13 protein-coding genes and 1 pseudogene are annotated in these 16,029 nt (G+C 72.3%); 5 read left to right on the plus strand and 9 right to left on the minus strand.

Going from position 1 to position 16,029, the window contains the following annotated elements; all coding sequences use genetic code 11:
• Positions 1 to 18 precede the first annotated feature (18 nt).
• From ACZ7D7_RS09920 to ACZ7D7_RS09960, 9 genes are all read right to left on the minus strand, one after another.
• Positions 19 to 1,350, minus strand: a complete 1,332-nt coding sequence (locus ACZ7D7_RS09920) for an MFS transporter (RefSeq protein ID WP_470823484.1) — start codon at positions 1,348 to 1,350, stop codon at positions 19 to 21.
• A 167-nt stretch (positions 1,351 to 1,517) separates the two neighbouring features.
• On the minus strand, positions 1,518 to 1,967 hold the full coding sequence (locus ACZ7D7_RS09925; RefSeq protein ID WP_470823485.1) for a spore-associated protein: 450 nt from the start codon (positions 1,965 to 1,967) through the stop codon (positions 1,518 to 1,520).
• Positions 1,968 to 2,129: 162 nt separating this feature from the next.
• Positions 2,130 to 2,741, minus strand: coding sequence for a GTP-binding protein (locus tag ACZ7D7_RS09930; RefSeq protein ID WP_470823486.1), 612 nt, complete (start codon positions 2,739 to 2,741; stop codon positions 2,130 to 2,132).
• Positions 2,722 to 3,096: a DUF742 domain-containing protein gene (locus ACZ7D7_RS09935; protein WP_470823487.1), complete on the minus strand. Its 375-nt coding sequence runs from the start codon at positions 3,094 to 3,096 to the stop codon at positions 2,722 to 2,724. The genes ACZ7D7_RS09930 and ACZ7D7_RS09935 overlap by 20 nt, the downstream gene beginning before the upstream one ends.
• Positions 3,089 to 3,517: a roadblock/LC7 domain-containing protein gene (locus tag ACZ7D7_RS09940; RefSeq protein ID WP_470823488.1), complete on the minus strand. Its 429-nt coding sequence runs from the start codon at positions 3,515 to 3,517 to the stop codon at positions 3,089 to 3,091. Before ACZ7D7_RS09940 ends, ACZ7D7_RS09935 begins: the two co-directional genes overlap by 8 nt.
• Before the next feature lie 14 nt (positions 3,518 to 3,531).
• Positions 3,532 to 6,375: a sensor histidine kinase gene (locus ACZ7D7_RS09945; protein WP_470823490.1), complete on the minus strand. Its 2,844-nt coding sequence runs from the start codon at positions 6,373 to 6,375 to the stop codon at positions 3,532 to 3,534.
• Between the two features lie 233 nt (positions 6,376 to 6,608).
• On the minus strand, positions 6,609 to 7,793 hold the full coding sequence (locus tag ACZ7D7_RS09950; RefSeq protein WP_470823491.1) for an FAD-dependent oxidoreductase: 1,185 nt from the start codon (positions 7,791 to 7,793) through the stop codon (positions 6,609 to 6,611).
• Positions 7,794 to 7,859: 66 nt separating this feature from the next.
• Complete coding sequence (locus tag ACZ7D7_RS09955) at positions 7,860 to 9,389, minus strand: amino acid adenylation domain-containing protein (RefSeq protein ID WP_470823493.1); 1,530 nt, start codon at positions 9,387 to 9,389, stop codon at positions 7,860 to 7,862.
• Positions 9,386 to 11,329 (minus strand): beta-ketoacyl synthase N-terminal-like domain-containing protein, encoded by a 1,944-nt coding sequence (locus ACZ7D7_RS09960; RefSeq protein WP_470823494.1) that lies wholly within the window; start codon positions 11,327 to 11,329, stop codon positions 9,386 to 9,388. Before ACZ7D7_RS09960 ends, ACZ7D7_RS09955 begins: the two co-directional genes overlap by 4 nt.
• 545 nt (positions 11,330 to 11,874) lie before the next feature.
• On the opposite strand from ACZ7D7_RS09960, the gene ACZ7D7_RS09965 reads away from it, so the two are divergent.
• The 5 genes and pseudogenes from ACZ7D7_RS09965 to ACZ7D7_RS09985 all read left to right on the plus strand — a co-directional run bounded on the left by ACZ7D7_RS09965 (position 11,875) and on the right by ACZ7D7_RS09985 (position 16,011).
• Complete coding sequence (locus ACZ7D7_RS09965; RefSeq protein WP_470823495.1) at positions 11,875 to 12,879, plus strand: GAF domain-containing protein; 1,005 nt, start codon at positions 11,875 to 11,877, stop codon at positions 12,877 to 12,879.
• Between the two features lie 774 nt (positions 12,880 to 13,653).
• Positions 13,654 to 14,460 carry a tetratricopeptide repeat protein gene (locus tag ACZ7D7_RS09970; RefSeq protein WP_470823496.1) on the plus strand — a complete coding sequence of 269 codons (807 nt, stop codon included), beginning with the start codon at positions 13,654 to 13,656 and terminating at the stop codon, positions 14,458 to 14,460.
• 28 nt (positions 14,461 to 14,488) lie between these two features.
• Complete coding sequence (locus tag ACZ7D7_RS09975) at positions 14,489 to 14,968, plus strand: GNAT family N-acetyltransferase (protein ID WP_470823498.1); 480 nt, start codon at positions 14,489 to 14,491, stop codon at positions 14,966 to 14,968.
• Between the two features lie 152 nt (positions 14,969 to 15,120).
• A pseudogene (locus ACZ7D7_RS09980) lies at positions 15,121 to 15,477 on the plus strand (MOSC domain-containing protein); the annotation flags it as partial.
• A 57-nt stretch (positions 15,478 to 15,534) separates the two neighbouring features.
• The gene (locus tag ACZ7D7_RS09985) at positions 15,535 to 16,011 is read left to right on the plus strand and encodes a hypothetical protein (RefSeq protein WP_470823499.1); all 477 of its coding nucleotides are present in this window, start codon (positions 15,535 to 15,537) and stop codon (positions 16,009 to 16,011) included.
• Positions 16,012 to 16,029: the final 18 nt, after the last annotated feature.

The following is a 16,029-nucleotide window of genomic DNA, read 5'->3' on the forward strand; positions in this document are numbered from 1 at the left end:
CCCGGCCCGCCGGGGCCGTCAGTCGCGCAGCGCGCGGCGGTGGTCGTCGCCGCGCAGGGTGAGGAGGGCGAGCGTACTGACGGCGCACGTCACGACCACGTAGTACGCGGGGATGTCGATGTTGCCGGTCCGCTGGATCACCTCGGTGATGATCAGGCCCGCGCATCCGGAGAACACCGCGTTGGACAGCGCGTACGACAGACCGAGACCGGTGTAGCGGGCGCTGGTCGGGAACATCTCGGAGAGCATGGCCGGGCCGGGACCCGCCATCAGACCGACCACCGCGCCGGCGGTGAACACGGCGAGGCCCTTGACGGGAGTCGACGCGTCGGCGTCCTGCAGCAGGTGCAGCAGCGGGAAGGCGAGGACCGCCACCAGCACCGCGCCCGCCGTCATCACCGCGCGCCGCCCGATCCGGTCGCTGAGCGCGCCCGCCGGGATGATCGAGGCCGCGAAGCCCAGGTTGGCCAGCACCGTCGCGACGAGGGCCTGCTGGAACGAGGCGTCAAGCGTGCTCTGGAGGTAGGACGGCAGCACGACCAGGAAGGTGTAGCCCGCCGCGGACCAGCCCATGAGCCGTCCCGCGCCGAGCGCGATGGCCTTGGCCGTCTCCCGTACGGGGGCGGGCGTCGGCGCCGTCGCCGGAGCGCCGTCCGGGGCCTCGGTCCGGGTCCGCCGGAAGGACGGGGTCTCCTCCAGCTTCAGCCGCAGCCACAGGGCGACGAGACCCAGGGGCAGCGTCAGCAGGAACGGCAGCCGCCAGCCCCAGTCGCCCAGCTGCGACTCGCTCAGCAGCGTCGCCAGTACGGCGGCGATGCCGGCCCCGGCGAGCAGGCCGAGCGCCACCGTGAAGGACTGCCACGCCCCGTACAGGCCGCGCCGGCCCGGTGGCGCGAACTCCGTCATGATCGAGACGGCGCCGCCGAACTCCCCGCCCGCGGACAGGCCCTGGAGAGCGCGCAGCAGCGTCAGCAGCCAGGGCGCCGCGGCGCCCAGCGTGGCGTACGTCGGCAGCAGGCCGATCAGGGTGGTGGCGCCGGTCATCAGCAGGATCACGAGGATCAGCGTGGGGCGCCGTCCCATCCGGTCGCCCAGGCGCCCGAAGAGGGCCGCGCCGATCGGGCGGAAGAAGAAGGCGAGGGCGAACGACGCGTACGTCTTGACGAGGGCTTCGGCGTCGCTGCCGCCGTCGGGGGTGAAGAAGTTGGCGGCGATGATGGTGGCGAAGTATCCGTAGACACCGAATTCGTACCATTCGATGAAATTGCCCACGGATCCCGCCACCAGTGCTCGGCGTGATCGCGGCGGTCTGGTGGTCTCTTCGGCCTCGTGCCGCAGACGCGGGGTCATAGGGGCGCCCCTCCATCGTCGGGATGCCATGCGGACGGAAGTGTTCCCCATGGGTGGCAGTTAGTTTCATCAGCAAGAAGTTGCCTGTCAATAACTTTCACCCCGGACATGGGTGCTCGCCCCGGCGGGCTTGCGGTGGTGCTGCCAGGGCGAGCGGAAGGGGTGCCTCAGCGGGTGTAGGTGACCCGGTGTTCCTTCAGGGCGCCGCAGTTGGAGCCGTACACGGCGACGTACACGTTGCCGATGCTGCCGCCCCAGTCGACGCAGTGCGCCTTGCCGTAGACGTACGTCGGCCCGGCGTAGGAGGAGTAGTAGCCCCAGTCGGAGTCGCTCGCCTCGGTGTCCGGGACGTAGACCCAGGCGGACATCTCCATCGCCGTGCCCGGGTTGCTGCGGATGGTCGCGACGCAGTTCTTGCCGGTCGAGGAGTTGTACGTCAGGTACACGGTGCCCAGCGAGCCGACGGGCGCCGAGTTCACGGTGGCGTAGCCGCTGCCGCACACCTTCTGAGGAGTGGTGTTGGGTGCCGCCGAGGCCGGAGCGGCCAGGGCCGTCGTCGTTCCGATCGCCAGGGCCGCTAACGCGCCGGTGACCATGGAAGAGCGAGCAAAGCGCATCTTTCCCCCTTGTGAGGCTTGGAGTTGATTGCTCCTGTCTGGTGTGACCCGTAAGACATGCGCATGGTTGTGCCCCGTCCGCCGGAAACGTCGGAGCCCAACGCGCGCCGGGCGCGGGCCCCTTGGGAAGGGCCCGCGCCCGGCGCGCGTGGTGAAACGGTGTCAGACGCCGTAGCCCTGGCTCAGACCCACGGGCGTGACACGGGACGCGGCGCGGATGCGCGCCGCCTGAAGGACCGACAGCAGGACCTGCTTGCTGGAGTACCGGTCGCGCACGTCGCACAGCACGACCGGCGTGGCCGGGTCGAGCGCCAGCGCCGAACGCACCTGCTCCGCCGAGCAGTCGCGGCGCCCGTGGAAGCAGTTGACGCCCACGGCGAACGGGATGCCGCGCTCCTCGAAGAAGTCTATGGACGCGAACGAACTCTCCAGCCGCCGCGTGTCCGCGAGGACGACCGCGCCGAGGGCGCCCACGGCCAGGTCGTCCCACATGAACCAGAACCGGTCCTGACCCGGCGTGCCGAACAGGTAGAGCACCAGGTCGGGCGCGATCGTGATGCGGCCGAAGTCCATCGCGACGGTCGTCGACGACTTGCCCTCCACGCCCGACAGGTCGTCGATGCCGAGGCTCGCCTCGGTCATGCGCTCCTCCGTCTCCAGCGGAGGCACCTCACTCACCGAGCCCACCATGGTCGTTTTGCCCACGCCGAAGCCGCCCGCGATGAGGATTTTCAGCGCGGTCGGCATGACCGGATCAGAGTTGACGGATACCATCCATCACCCTTTCGATGAGTTCCACGCTCGGCTGGCTCTCCCGCCCGGGCGGTGACTGGACGATGATCAGCTCGGCGTCGAGCAGATCGCCGCACAGCACCTTGACCACGCTGATGGGCAGATCGAGGAAGGCCGCGATCTCGGCGAGCGCCATGGCACGGTCCCGGCAGAGATCCATGATGTGGGCCGCCTCCGGCTCCAGCGCACCATGGTCGGTCTCCTGCTCGGACCGCGCGACGATGAGTGTGATGAGTGTGAACGCGTGCTGACTGTGGCGGGTACGCCCGCCCGTGATCGCGTAGGGCCGTAGGTAGCGCCCGGCCTCCGGGCCGTCGCGCCACCGCGGTTCACGCATCGTGGATGGAGCCGTCAGGGGACTGGACGCGTGGTGCCGCCGACAGGTATTGGCCCACCTGTTTGACGAGGGTGCCCATCTCGTACGCCATCATCCCGACGTCCACCTCCTGCGAGGCGAGCGCGGCCAGCCGCGCGCCCTTGCCCGCCGCCGTGACGAAGAGGAACGCCTTCTCCATCTGGATCACGGTCTGCTGGACCCACCCGCTGTGGAAGTGGCGCGCCGCACCGCGGGCGAGGCTGTGCACACCCGAGGCCACGGCCGACAGGTGCTCGGCGTCGTCGCGGAGCATGGCCTTGGACTTGCCGATGAGGAGGCCGTCTCCGGTGAGCACGATAGCGCAGCGGATCTCCGGAATCCGGTCCACCAGGGCATCAAGGAGCCAGTCCAGTTGAGGTCCGGTGTGTACCTGCTCAGTCATTGCGAATGCGTTCCTCACAGTTCGTGGGCACTGGGTCCTGCGGAATCGTCCTGCCGCCCCTGCTCGCCGGGCGGCTCGTCGTCCTGGGCCGTCCAGGCCCGCTTCAGCCCTTGGTGGATGGCGCTCATGGCACGGGCCGACGCGACCGGGGAGATGGTCTCGTCGTCCTCCTGCCGGTCGTTGCCCTGCGCCGCCTCCTTGCGCAACTGCTGCGCCAGGCTGGCCCCCTTGACCCGCTGCGGCAGGACCGAGGGAGTGGTCAGCGGACGGGGGGTCTCCGGCACCGCGGACGGGGGAGCCGCCGGCGGCCGGGAGGCGTCCCGCGCGGACGCCTGAGCGGGCGGCGTCAGGCCCTGACCGGAGAGCACTTGCCCCTGCCCGGAGAGCACCTGTCCGTGTCCGGAGTGCACCTGTCCGTGTCCGGAGGGAGCCGGCCCCTGCCCCGGGGGCGTCAGGCCCTGACCGGAGGGGACGGAAGCCTGCCCGGCGGACGCGGGGCGCGGCCGCGCGGCATTCCTGTCGCGGCGGGGCAGACCCGGCTGCCCGTTCGTGGACGGGACGTGACCCATGGGCGGTTCCCGCCGCTCCGCCCGCGGATCGCGGTGCGGGGCGGAGGAGGGCGTCGCCCGGTGGTCGGCCCGGTCGGCGGGCTCCGATCCCTGGGGTGCGGGGTGGTCCGACGGTGGGGGCAACAGGCCTGCACCTCCGTACTCGGGGAAACCGCTGCTGTCCGACAGCCGCGTGTGCGTGATGACGTCGCCCGCGAGGGAATCTCCCGCGACCACGCCCGCGAGCGGATCCCCGGAGACCACGCCCGTGAGCGCCTCCTGGCGCACACCGGCCGTGTCGTCGGCGGGCAGCGGCGGGGCTCCCGCCCGGCCCTCCAGCGGACGGCCGGCGGCGGCCGACGACTCGAGCTGGTCGAGCACCGGCGAGGAGACCTCTTCCAGCAGCTCGACGGGCACGATCACCACGGCGAGCGTCCCGCCGTAGTCGGACTCGCGCAGGACGACCTTGATGCCGTGCCGCTCGGCGAGGCGCGCCACCACGAAGTGCCCGAGCCGCGGGTCCTCGCCCAGCGCCGTCATGTCGACCTTCGGCGGCCGGGACAGCAGTTCGTTCGCACGCTCGCGCTGCTCCGGCTGCATGCCGAGACCCTGGTCCTCGACGTGCAGGGCCAGGCCCTTGCCGACCCGCGACGCGCTGACCGTCACCTGGGTGTGCGGCGGGGAGAAGCTCGTGCCGTTCTCGATGAGCTCCGCGAGCAGGTGCGTGACGTCCGCGACGGCCCTGCCGCTGAGCGCCAGCCGCCGGTCCGCGGGCGTGTTCCGCACCCTGACCCGGGTGTACTGCTCGGTCTCCGACACCGCGCTGCGCATCAGGTCGGTGATCGGGACGGGCGGGGTCATGCGGCGGTTGGGCGCGGCGCCACTGAGGATCATCAGGTTCTCCGTGTGCCGACGCACACGGGTCGCCAGGTGGTCGACCTTGAAGATGTCCTTCAGCAGGTCGGAGTCCTCGTGCTTGCGCTCGAGGTCGTCCAGCAGCGAGATCAGACGGTGGATCAGGATCTGGGCGCGGCGGATGAGCTGGGCGACGACCTTCTCGGTGCCCTCCCGGCCGCGGGACTGCTGCAGCGTGGAGTCCGCGGCCACCTGCACCAGTTGGTCGATGGCCGCGGACAACTGCCCGAACTCGTCGGCCGACTGCTGCTGGTGCCGGACGATCGTGGCCGGGTCGACCTGCTCGCCGCGCGCGGTGCGGGCCAGGATCTCGGGCAGCCGGGTCGCCGCCAACTGCTGCGTGCTGGACCGGATGTCGGACAGCCGCCCGGCGGTCGACCTGCGGGCGCGCAGGGCCAGCACCGCTCCGCCGGCCAGCGCCGCCAGCGTGGCCGCCGTGCCCAGCAGCGTGGCCAGCATCAACTCGCCGGAACGGTCCGAGGCCTGGTCCGTCAGGTCGTCCAGGGCGTCGGCGCCCAGGGCCTGGAAGCCGCCGAGCACGCTGTCGGCGGCCGTCGGCCAGGACGTGGCCTGCCCCGGCAGTTCGTCGCCCTCGCCGCCGCCGACCGCCTGCTCCACGGAGGTCACGGTGCCCCACGGGGCGCCGCCGGTGATCTGCTGGTACGCCGCGGGGGAGTCCCCGGGCAGGTCCTGCGTCGTCAGCCGCGCCCGGACCGCCCGCTGGACGGCCAGGTACTGGGAGAACCGGGAGCGGTCCGTGGCGCTGAGCCGGCCGCCGGGCAGGGCGCCGGCGAGGAGCGCGTCCTCGCGGGCGAGCATCTCCGTGATCTGCGCCAGGGCGATCGTGGCGTCGCCGCCGCGGTCGAGCTCGCCGTCCTCGCTGTGCACGGCGGAGGCGAGCAGGGTGAGGCCCTGGGAGACGGCGTCGGTGAAGAACGCGAAGGCGTCCCCGGGCCGCAGGCGCTTGCCGTCGATGGCGCCGCGGTGGTCGGTCAGCGCCTCCAGCGCCACGTCGAGCGCCCGCGTCTCCGAGCGGAGGGCGGTCGTGTCCAGGGCGGACGTGCCCCGGCGGAACTCGGCGATGGCGGCGTCGGTCTTCTCCCGGGCCGCGTTGAGGTCCTTGCGGGCGGAGGCCGAGCGGCCGGCCTGCCACAGCGCGGTGAGCCGGCGCTCGTCCTGCAGCCGGGACAGCACCTCCTGGACCGGGCGGGCGGCGGATATGTGGTCCGCGTCCGCGTGCAGTTGGATCTGCTCGTCCACAAGGGTCGCCGCCGTGTAGCCCCACAGTCCGCCCAGGCAGACCGCGGGGACGAGGAACGGGACGACGAACGAGGGTCGCAGAGTTCTGCGAGGAGCGGAGCGGTGACGTGGCCGCCGGTCGCGGGTGCCTGGCATCTGATTCCTCGTGCAGCAGCGATACACCGGTGTCTTGGGGGTGCGCAGCGCCGACCTTCCCCGCGCAGTGGCCTGGTGGCGCACTGTGATCGAACATCGCGCGAGCTGCACGTTATCAGGAGCGTCGCGCAGCGTCACCTCGACCTGATTCAACTCGCATTGCACTTCAGGGGAGTTGAGAACTTCGCGTCCTGATGGGGCTGTTGCCCGGTACCGACCGGTGGCGCACGGTGTCACAGCAGGGCCAGCAGCCGGGGGGTGTAGAGGGCCCCGACGGACGCGATGCCGGCCACCATGTCGAAGTAGATGGAGGTCAGTTCGGGGTCCGACTGCACGGCCCGCAGCAACGACAGGCGCTGCTCGTGCGGGTCCAGCCGGGCGACGCCCAGGGTGGCCTCGTAGCCCGGCACGAGATGGCCGTCCCGCGCCTCGGCGAACCGGGCGAGCGCGGCGTCGAGCCGGGCGGGATCGCCGCCGAGCGTGCCCTCCAGCTCGCCCACCAGGGCCTCCACCTGCCAGAAGGCGTCGCTGATGCCCCGGGCCGTGATCGAGTCCTTGTGATGGCCGGCGTCGCCGACCAGCACCCAGCCGGGGCCGGTCGCCTGCCGCAGGAAGTTCTGCTGGTCGCCGGTGCCGCGCAGGCGCTCCACCGGCTCCCTGCCGAGCAGCCGGTCGGCGAGGGCGGGCGCGGTGGAGCGGATCTGCTCCTGGTAGGCGCGCCGGGCGTCGGTGCGGACCTCCTTGAAGCGGGACTGCGGGAAGTACGCCAGGACGAGGGTCGCCGCGTCGTTGGTGGGCACCGCGGCGACCCAGCCGCCGGGCCGCTCGTACAGCTCCAGGCAGGCGGGCACGTCCCGCCAGTACGTGTAGTAGGCGCAGGTCAGGGTCGGGTCCTGCACGGTGTACGGGGCCGCCGCAAGACGGGCCACGGCGGACCGCATGCCGTCCGCGCCGATCACCAGGCGCGCGTGCTCGGTGAAGGTCCGGCCGCCGTGGCTGCCCTCGACGCCGACGACCCGCCCGGTCCCGTCGCGCAGCAGGCCGGTCACCCGGCACCGCTCCCGGAACTCGGCGCCCGCCTCGACCGCCGCGTCGACCAGCAGGGCGTCCAGCACGCGGCGGCGCGGCGCGAAGCCCTCGTGGTGGCCGTCCACGCCGCGGGCGCAGCCCTCGATGCGGATGTCGGCGACCTCGTACACCGTCCGCGTCAGCGGCGGGCACCCCGAGGCGCGCACCCTGTCCAGCAGTCCCCAGCGGGCGAGCGCCGCGACGCCCGGCTGGTGGATCAGATGCGTCGAGAGGGTGTCGGAGCCGTACGTCCCCTTCTCGACCAGCAGTACCCGGTACCCCGCGCGGGTCAGCAGCAGGGCGGTTGACGCGCCGGCGCAGCGCGCCCCCACCACGATGGCGTCGTACATGCGAATGCCTCACAACAGACGTGGATGAGTCGGGGAAGTGTGGGGGAGGGCGGCGGACGCAGGCGGTCAGCGCGCGTGGCCGAGTTCGGTGAGCAGGGCCCGCCGGTCGATCTTGCCGTTGGGGTTCAGCGGCAGCCGGTCCAGGGCGGCGATCCGACGCGGCATCATGTACGGCGGCAGCCGCCCGCCGAGAGCCGCGTACAGCCGGTCGGGGTCGCAGCCGGAGCCGCTGACCGCCGCCAGGAGTTCCGGCTCGCCGTCGGGGGCGGGCACGGTGACGGCGACCGCGTCCCGCACCCCGGGCTGCTGCCGCAACGCGGCCTCGATCTCGCCGAGTTCGATGCGGTGGCCGCGGATCTTGACCTGGTGGTCGGTGCGCCCCAGGTGGATCAGACAGCCGTCGCGCACGGTGACCCGGTCTCCGGTCCGGTACCAGTGCCGCTCCGGGGGCGGGCCGCCGTCGGCCGGGCGCAGGTCGTCGGTGAGGAAGCGGCCCGCGTTGTGCGCCTCGTCGAGGTAGCCGGAGAACCGCAGCGGTCCGCGCACGCAGAGTTCGCCGCTGTCGCCCGGCCGGCCCTCCTCGTCGAGCAGCAGCAGGTCCAGCGCCGGGTAGCAGGTCCCGATCGGCGCGGTGCCGTTGGGCGTGCTCGGCCAGTCGGCCGGGTCGTCGGGGAACCGGTAGGCGGTGCAGGAGATCGTCAGTTCCGTGGGCCCGTACAGGACTTCGAGGCGGCTGTGCGGAGCCGCCGTGCGCCATTCGCGTGCCGCGTCCAGGGTCAGCGGCTCACCGCCGAAGACGCTCCAGCGGAGCGTGGGCATGCTGCCCGGCTTCAGGGTGCCCAGGCGGGAGGCGAACGAGATCAGCGACGGCACGGAGAACCAGTGGGTGAGCCGCAGGTTGTTGACGGTCTTCACCGGGGACAGCAGCTGGCTGCGTTCGGGCACGACCAGCGTGCCGCCGCCCGCCCAGGCCACGAACAGGTCGTGGACGGAGCCGTCGAAGGTCATCTCGAAGGTCTGCGACAGCCGGCTGCCGGGTCCGATGTCGTACCGGCCGGCGACCTGTTCCAGGTAGGCGCAGATGTTGCGGTGCCGGATCGGCACGCCCTTGGGGGCGCCGGTCGAACCCGAGGTGAAGATGATGTACGCGAGGTCGTCGGGACCGGCCTGCCGGTGCGAGGTCTCCGGCGCGGGGCCCTCGGCGAGGGCGGCCAACTCCTCGTCCCCGGCGGCCAGGACGGGCACACCGAGGTCCGTCGCGGCGGGGTCCTCGGCGAGGACCAGGTCGAGTGCGGCGGCCGAGGCGATCTCGGCGGTGCGCGAGGCGGGGTGCTCGGGGTTGAGCGGCACGACGGCGGCGCCGGCCCGCAGGACGGCCAGGTAGCCGGCGTACGCGGTCACCGAGCGGGCGGCGAGCAGTCCGACCCGCCGGGGGGCGCCGCCCGGCGCGGCGGCCAGGCGGGCGGCGAGCCGCTCGGCGAGGTCCCGCAACTGGCCGTACGTCAGCTGTCTTCCGCCGGTCTCCAGGGCCGCCTCGTCCGGGTGCGCGGCGGCCGAGCGGGCGAACCAGTCGTAGACGGTGCGCGGTGCGCTCATCGGCCGGCCGTCTGCAGTTCGCGCGTCCACTGCCGCAGCTCGCCGACGGTGCGCAGCCGGCCGAACCCCTCGGGGTCGACCTCCTGCCGGCACCGTTTGGCGAGCTCCACCACGATCCTCAGCTTCGCCAGCGAGTCGATGCCGATCTCGGTGAGGGAGGAGGTGTCGTCGAAGCCGGTGCGCGCGTGCTCGCGCAGCACCCAGGCCGCGAGGTCGCCGCCCGCGTCGTCGTGCTCCTCGCCGGGCCAGTACCGCCGGGTCTGCCACGGGTAGGGCGGCAGCGGCACGAAGGTGCCGGGCGCACCGAACACGGCCGTCCACTCGACGTCCTCGCCCTGGCGGTAGCGCTCGGCGACGGCCGACAGGGGGCGGCCGTCCAGCTGCCGGCCGCCCGTGAGCGCCGCCGCGAGTTCCGCGTGGCTGCTGCCGAGCACGGCCCTGCGGTGCGCGTGGTGCCCGCGCCGCGCGAGGGCGCTGTAGCAGATGTCGCGGACGGTGTACGACGCCCCGGCGCCGTCGGGGCACAGCCACTCGACGTAGGACCGGGCGAGCGCGTCGAGCGCCTCGGGGGTGTGCGCGGAGAGCGTCAGCACGTACGGTGCGCCGTCGGCGGCGGCCCGGTCCGGGGTAGCCGGGAAACGGGCCTGGCGGAGGACGACGTGGGCGTTGAGGGCCGAGGAGCCCTGCCCGGAGATCCCGGCGACGGCCGCTCTGCCCCGGTCGGGCAGCGGCGTGAGCCGGCGGGGCACGGAGACCGGCAGCCCGTCCCAGTCGACGCCCGGGTGGGGGTTGTCCAGGTGCAGGCTGGCGGGCACCTGGCCGTGCTCCAGGCACAGCACGGCCTTGATCAGACCGGCCAGGCCGCCGCCGGCCTCGGCGTGCCCGATGTTGGTCTTGACCGAGCCGACCAGCAGCGGCCGGTCCGCGGGGCGGCCCGCGCCGAGCACCTGTCCCAGCGCGGTCAGTTCCAGCGGGTCGAGGGTGGGCGACCCGGAGCCGTGCGCCTCGACGTAGTCGACGTCGGCCGGGTCGATGCCCGCGTCCTCGTACGCCCAGCGCAGCACGTCGAGTTGGCCCTGCAGCGACGGGTTGAGGACCGTGTCGCTGGTGCGGCCGTCGTTGCCGACGGCGCTGCCCTGGATGACGGCGCGGATGCGGTCGCCGTCGGCCAGCGCGGCGGCCAGGGGCTTGAGGACCACGACCGCGACGGCGTCGCTGGGGGCGTAGCCGTCGGCGCTCGCGTCGCCGAACTTGGAGCGCCCGTCGCGCGCCATGGCGCCGGCGTGGGTGAGGACGAGGCTCTCGTCCGGGCGCAGCGGGATGTTCACCCCGGCGGCCAGGGCCAGCGGGCTCTCCCCGGCGCGCAGGCTCTGCACGGCCTGGTGCACGGCGACGAGCGACGACGAGCAGGCGGTGTCGACCACGACGCTGGGGCCGCGGAAGTCGAAGAAGTGGGACAGCCGGGCGGGCAGCAGCGAACGGAAGTTGTTGAGGTTGGCGGCCGTCACGGTCTCCTGGCCGCGCCGCAGGGTGACTTCGAGGTAGTCGGCCCGGGCGTTGCCGACGAACACCCCGGTGCGGGTGCCCGCCAGGCGGTCGGGACGCTGGCCGGCGTCCTCCAGCGCGTCCCAGGTCGCCATCAGCAACAGGCGCTGTTGCGGGTCGAGTTCGGTGGCCTCGGTGGCGGACACGGCGAAGAAGTCGGCGTCGAAGTCGGCGACGCCCTCGACGTAGCCGCCGCGGCGGCCGGCTATCCGGCCCTGGGCGGACGCGGGGTCGTGCAGGGCGTCGACGTCGTACCGGTCACTGGGCGTCTCGCTGGTGGCGTCCACGCCCGCGCGCAGCAGATCCCACAGTTCGTCGGGTCCTGACGCACCGGGCAGCCGGCAGGCCATGCCGATCACCGCCACCGACCGAGCGTCCACGTCGGACCTGTTCATTGAGAGCACTCCGTTCCATGCGATCGCCACTGTCCGTACGTTATGGCGTAGATGACCTTGCTCCAACGTAACTCCCGCAACCGGCGGGACTCTTGACGCGGTGGCCACTGTGAACGGGCCAGACACGGGGCGCCACCCCCTGTGCGGGCAATTGCCCCTCAGAAGTGCGGCGTGAACATGCGTAACACCCGCTGCCGGGGCTTCCGCGCCCCGGGAATCGCATAGACGTTCGAGTGTTGTGTGTCACGTTGAGCGGGAGGCGGAGGTGTCGAAAACAAGCCCATCGCACGATTGTCGGGCGGAAAATCGTTTCGGTTCTACGGCGGCCGAGAAATGACGGGAAGTGATCGCTGGTGGTTCAAACATCGAAAAACTTGGACAGAATCCCAGAATGGCCGCCTGCGGGCCGCCCCCGGAGGGCGGTTCGAGTCGATTCGTGAATCAAGTCGTCCCGCCCGTCGAAGTGTTGACACTGTGACAGAAGAGCGGCGAATGACCGAGAGGGGTGGCCCATCGGGGCCGGATCTCTGCTTTGATCGGATGTCATGGAATCCCTGTCATCCGAACACGATCGTCTCGCCGGCGAACAGAGGACGCTGCGGCTGAGGATTCTCGGCCTCAATGCGGTGGAGGCGGAAGCCACCTTTGACCGAATTGCGCGCCTCGCGGCCAGTTTCACCCATGCTCCGTTGGCCATGGTCAACTTCATCAACGACGAGCGGCAGATGTTCCGCGGCATGTACGTGCCCACCTCCTCCCCCGAGGAGGCCGCGAACGCCGACGGCGGCGGCATCCCGTTCGACCTGAGCAACCTCGCCCGCGAGGCGCCGGGCGACTACGGCTTCTGCCCCCACGTGGTCGCCCAGCAGACGCAGCTCGCCCTGGAGGACGTCTTCGACTACCCGCGCTTCAAGGGCAATCCTCTGGTCAACGACCTCGGCGTGCGGTCCTACCTGGGCACTCCGCTGCGCGACAACACGGGCATGATCCTCGGCACCGTGTGCGTCGCGGACGTCAAGCCCCGCACCTGGGACCGTCAACTGCGTCAGGGCATGCACGAACTGACGGAGACCCTGCTGTCCGAGTTCCGGCTGCGCGACAGCCTGCTCGCCCAGCAGCAGGAACTCTTCGCCGTCTTCGACGGCGCGCCGTTCCCCATCATGCTCACCGAGGGCCCCGAGCACCTGCTGCGCTACGCCAACGGCAGGCAGGGCCAGGCCTTCGGCATGGTCCGCCAGTTCAGCCCCGGCCGGCAGGTCCTGCCCGGCCTCGACGCCGTCGGCGTCTTCAACGCCATGGACGACGCGCTGAACTCGGGCCGGACCACCACGGTGCCGCAGGTGGCGCTCAGGACGATCGACGCCCCGATGCCGCAGGAGTTCAGCTTCCTGTGCACCCCGGTGCGCACCGCCCCCGGCGCTCCCTTCAAGGGCGTGCTGACAGTGGCCATGAGCACCGCGGGGCAGGGCTACGGCGCCGAGCCGCAGGCCTTCGCCGCGAATGTGCAGCAGCAGTTCGAGCGGCTGGGCGGCGGCCCGCTGGTCGACTGACCCCTGCCCGCGGCCGGCCGGAACGCCCGGCGCGTACGCCGGTCCCTGCCGGGTCCGGCCGGGCGCCGGGCCGGGCCGGGTCGGTTGCCGCCGGTGGGCCGTTGGGCACCCGGTGGGTCCGGCGGCGGGAGCGATCCGCGGTTCACGGCGGCAGGGAGGCGCGAACCGCGGGGACGCCGGGATGCCGGGGATGCCGGGAAGCCCGCGACGGCTGGGGACTTGGCGGGGCCGTCCGCTCGTTGGCCCGCGGCGGGGATCTCGTCGGTGCCGGTTGTCGACCGCCACGGGACCTCGTCGGCGTCGGTCCCCCGAGGGGGCGCCCCCCGCGTGCCGCTCCGCCCGTCGAGCCGGACGGAGGCGATCGGTTGGCACGGGCGGGCCGGTGGCGGCGGCGTCCTGCTCCCGCAGCCTGCAGCCCGCCGGCCGTAACCCGCCGGCCGTAGCCCGCCGGCGGCAGCCCGGCGCCCGCAGCCCGTGCCCGCCGCCACTTGCCCCGTTGCCCACCGCCCACTGCCCGTCGTCCGCGCCCGCCGCCACTCGCCCCGTTGCCCGTTGTCCGCCGCCCGTCGTCCGGGCCCGTCGCCCGTCACTCACCGCCCGCCCCATCCGCCCAGGCCGCCCTGCTTGACCGCTCTGCACGGCCGCCATGCGTGGCAGGCTCGGCATGTCGGCGTGGCGACATGTCGGCGTGGCGGTGCGGCACAGCGCGGCACGGTGTGGCGTCTCCCGGCCGCAGGCCGCCGTACTCGATCACGCGTGGAGGAGTAACCCCGAATGACCGCGCCCACGAGGGACGACCAGGTCCGAGAGGCCCGACGCGCCCTGCGCGACGGTGACTTCGCCGCGTCGGCGCGGCTGTACGACCAGGTGCTGGGCCGGCCGCCGGTCGGGCCGGACACCGAGGACGCCGACACCCTTCAGGCCCGCGCCGACTACGCGCTCGCGTTGAACGGCCTCGCCCGTTACACGCGCGGCGAGGTCCAGTTGCAGCACGCCCTGGAGGGGCAGAAGTCCCTGCTGGGAACGGACCATCCGGCGACGCTGACGACGATGGCCCGGCTGGCGGACAACGTCGGCGAGCAGCGCCGCTGCGCGCAGGCGTACGAACTCGCCTGCGCCGCGGTCAATCACGCCCTGCGGGCTTTCGGCGCCGACCACCCGGTGTCGCTGACGGCACGGCTCAGCCTGGGCCGCGCGCTGTCCCACGCCAGACCGGACGAGGCCGAACCCGTCGTGCGGGCCGCGCTGCGGGACATCGACCGGGTGCTCGGCCCCGGGCACGGCGACAGCTGGTCCGCACGCCACCTGCTGGCGGGCATCCTGCGCACGGTGGGCCGGCTGGCGGAGGCCGAGACCGTCGCCCGTGACGTGATCGCCGTACGGCAGCGGCACCAGGGCGCCGAACACCCGGACACGCTCAGGGCCCAGGCCGACCTGGCGCTCGTGCTGTCCGCAGCCGGACGGACGGGGCAGGCACGGGCGTTGATGCAGACGGTGGTGGACGTCAGCGTGGCGGCGCTGGGGGAGGACCACCCGTACACCGCCCGCTTCCGGTCGGACCGCGAGGCCGTCTTCTCGTAGCGGGGCGGGGGTCTCGTAACCTCGTGGGATGACGACGGGACCGGTGCTGCGGGAGATCACCCCGGCCAACTTCGACGCGGCGATCGGACTGCGGGTGCGCGCGGACCAGGAGCACCTGGTGGCGGCGGTCGTGAAGTCCCTGGCCGAGGCGTACGTCCATCCCGGCATCGCGTGGCCGCGCCTTGTCGTCGACGGTGAGCGGCCCGTCGGGTTCCTCATGGCCTTCTTCGACGTCGACTGGAACGGCGACGGCAGCGGAACCGACGTCCGTTCCGGCCTGTGGCGGCTCACCATCGCGGAGGGAGAACAGGGCCGGGGATACGGCCGTTTCGCGGTCGAGGCCGTCGCCGCCGAGATCCGCCGGCGCGGCGGGACCCGCCTGACCACCACCTGGCATCCGGGCGCGGACGGCCCCGAGGGCTTCTACCTCGGGCTCGGATTCCGTCCGACGGGGGAGACCAGCGGGGACCAGACGGTCGGTGAGCTGGATCTGCGTGGCGGTCGGTGAGCCGGGCCCGTGGGGCCGAGGCCGCGAGGCCGGGCGTGCAGACGCTCGCGAGCGCGGTGATGCCGTCGAGGACGGCCTGCCGACGGTGCCCGACCGGGCGGCCTGGCCTGGGGTCGGTCCCGAAGTGTCGTCCGATTAAGGGGGTTCGAGGGATGAGCGCGACAGTGACGGCGGTCAGCAGCAACGACGCGTACTCGTTCACCAAGCCGAACCGGGCCGGCATCACCCTGCTCGCCGGTCTCGGCGTGGAGGGCGACGTGCACGCCGGGGTGACGGTCAAGCACCGCTCGCGGATCGCCCAGGACCCCACCCGGCCGAACCTGCGCCAGATCCACCTCATCCACGAGGAACTCTTCGCCGAGGTCGCCGCCGAGGGCTTCCGCGTGGCGCCGGGCGAGCTCGGCGAGAACATCACCACCCGCGGCATCGACCTCCTGGGCCTGTCCGTCGGCACGCTGCTGCACATCGGCACCGAGGCGGTCCTGGAGGTCGCCGCCTCGTGGCACCCTGGCCCTCGTGATGCAGCCGACGAGCAAACGTGATATGCCAGCTCAAAGAGGTACATCATGAAACATCGTGGTAGAGCAGCGGTCCTCGCGGCGGCGTTCGCCGTCGGCAGCCTGACGCTCGGTGGCTGCACCACTGAGGACGACGAGCCCTCTCCGGCTTCCCCTGAGGAAACCCAGACCCGGGAGCAGCGGACGGAGCAGGAGCAGCAGCAGGAGGAGCCGCAAGGCGGACGGGAAGAGCCCGCGGCCGACGAGCGCAAGGATCTCCTCAGCTTCAAGATCGACGATCGTTCCCAGGCGGGATTCGAGAACGTCTGGGTCACGTGGACGATCAAGAACCAGAGTTCGGAGAAGTCGAACTACACCTGGGAGTGGGAAGCGATCGCTCCCGACGGCAAGCGGGTGTACAACTCCTCCGAGTTCGTGACCGACGTGCAGCCCGGGCAGACGACCACGGGCGAGATGCCCACCACTCTCAAGACCCCGGACGTGAAGATCAACATCACCGACTTCGACCGCACCAAGTCCTACTGATCACCAGGGGTTCCGAGC

This window comes from Streptomyces sp. NPDC037054, from assembly GCF_055606745.1.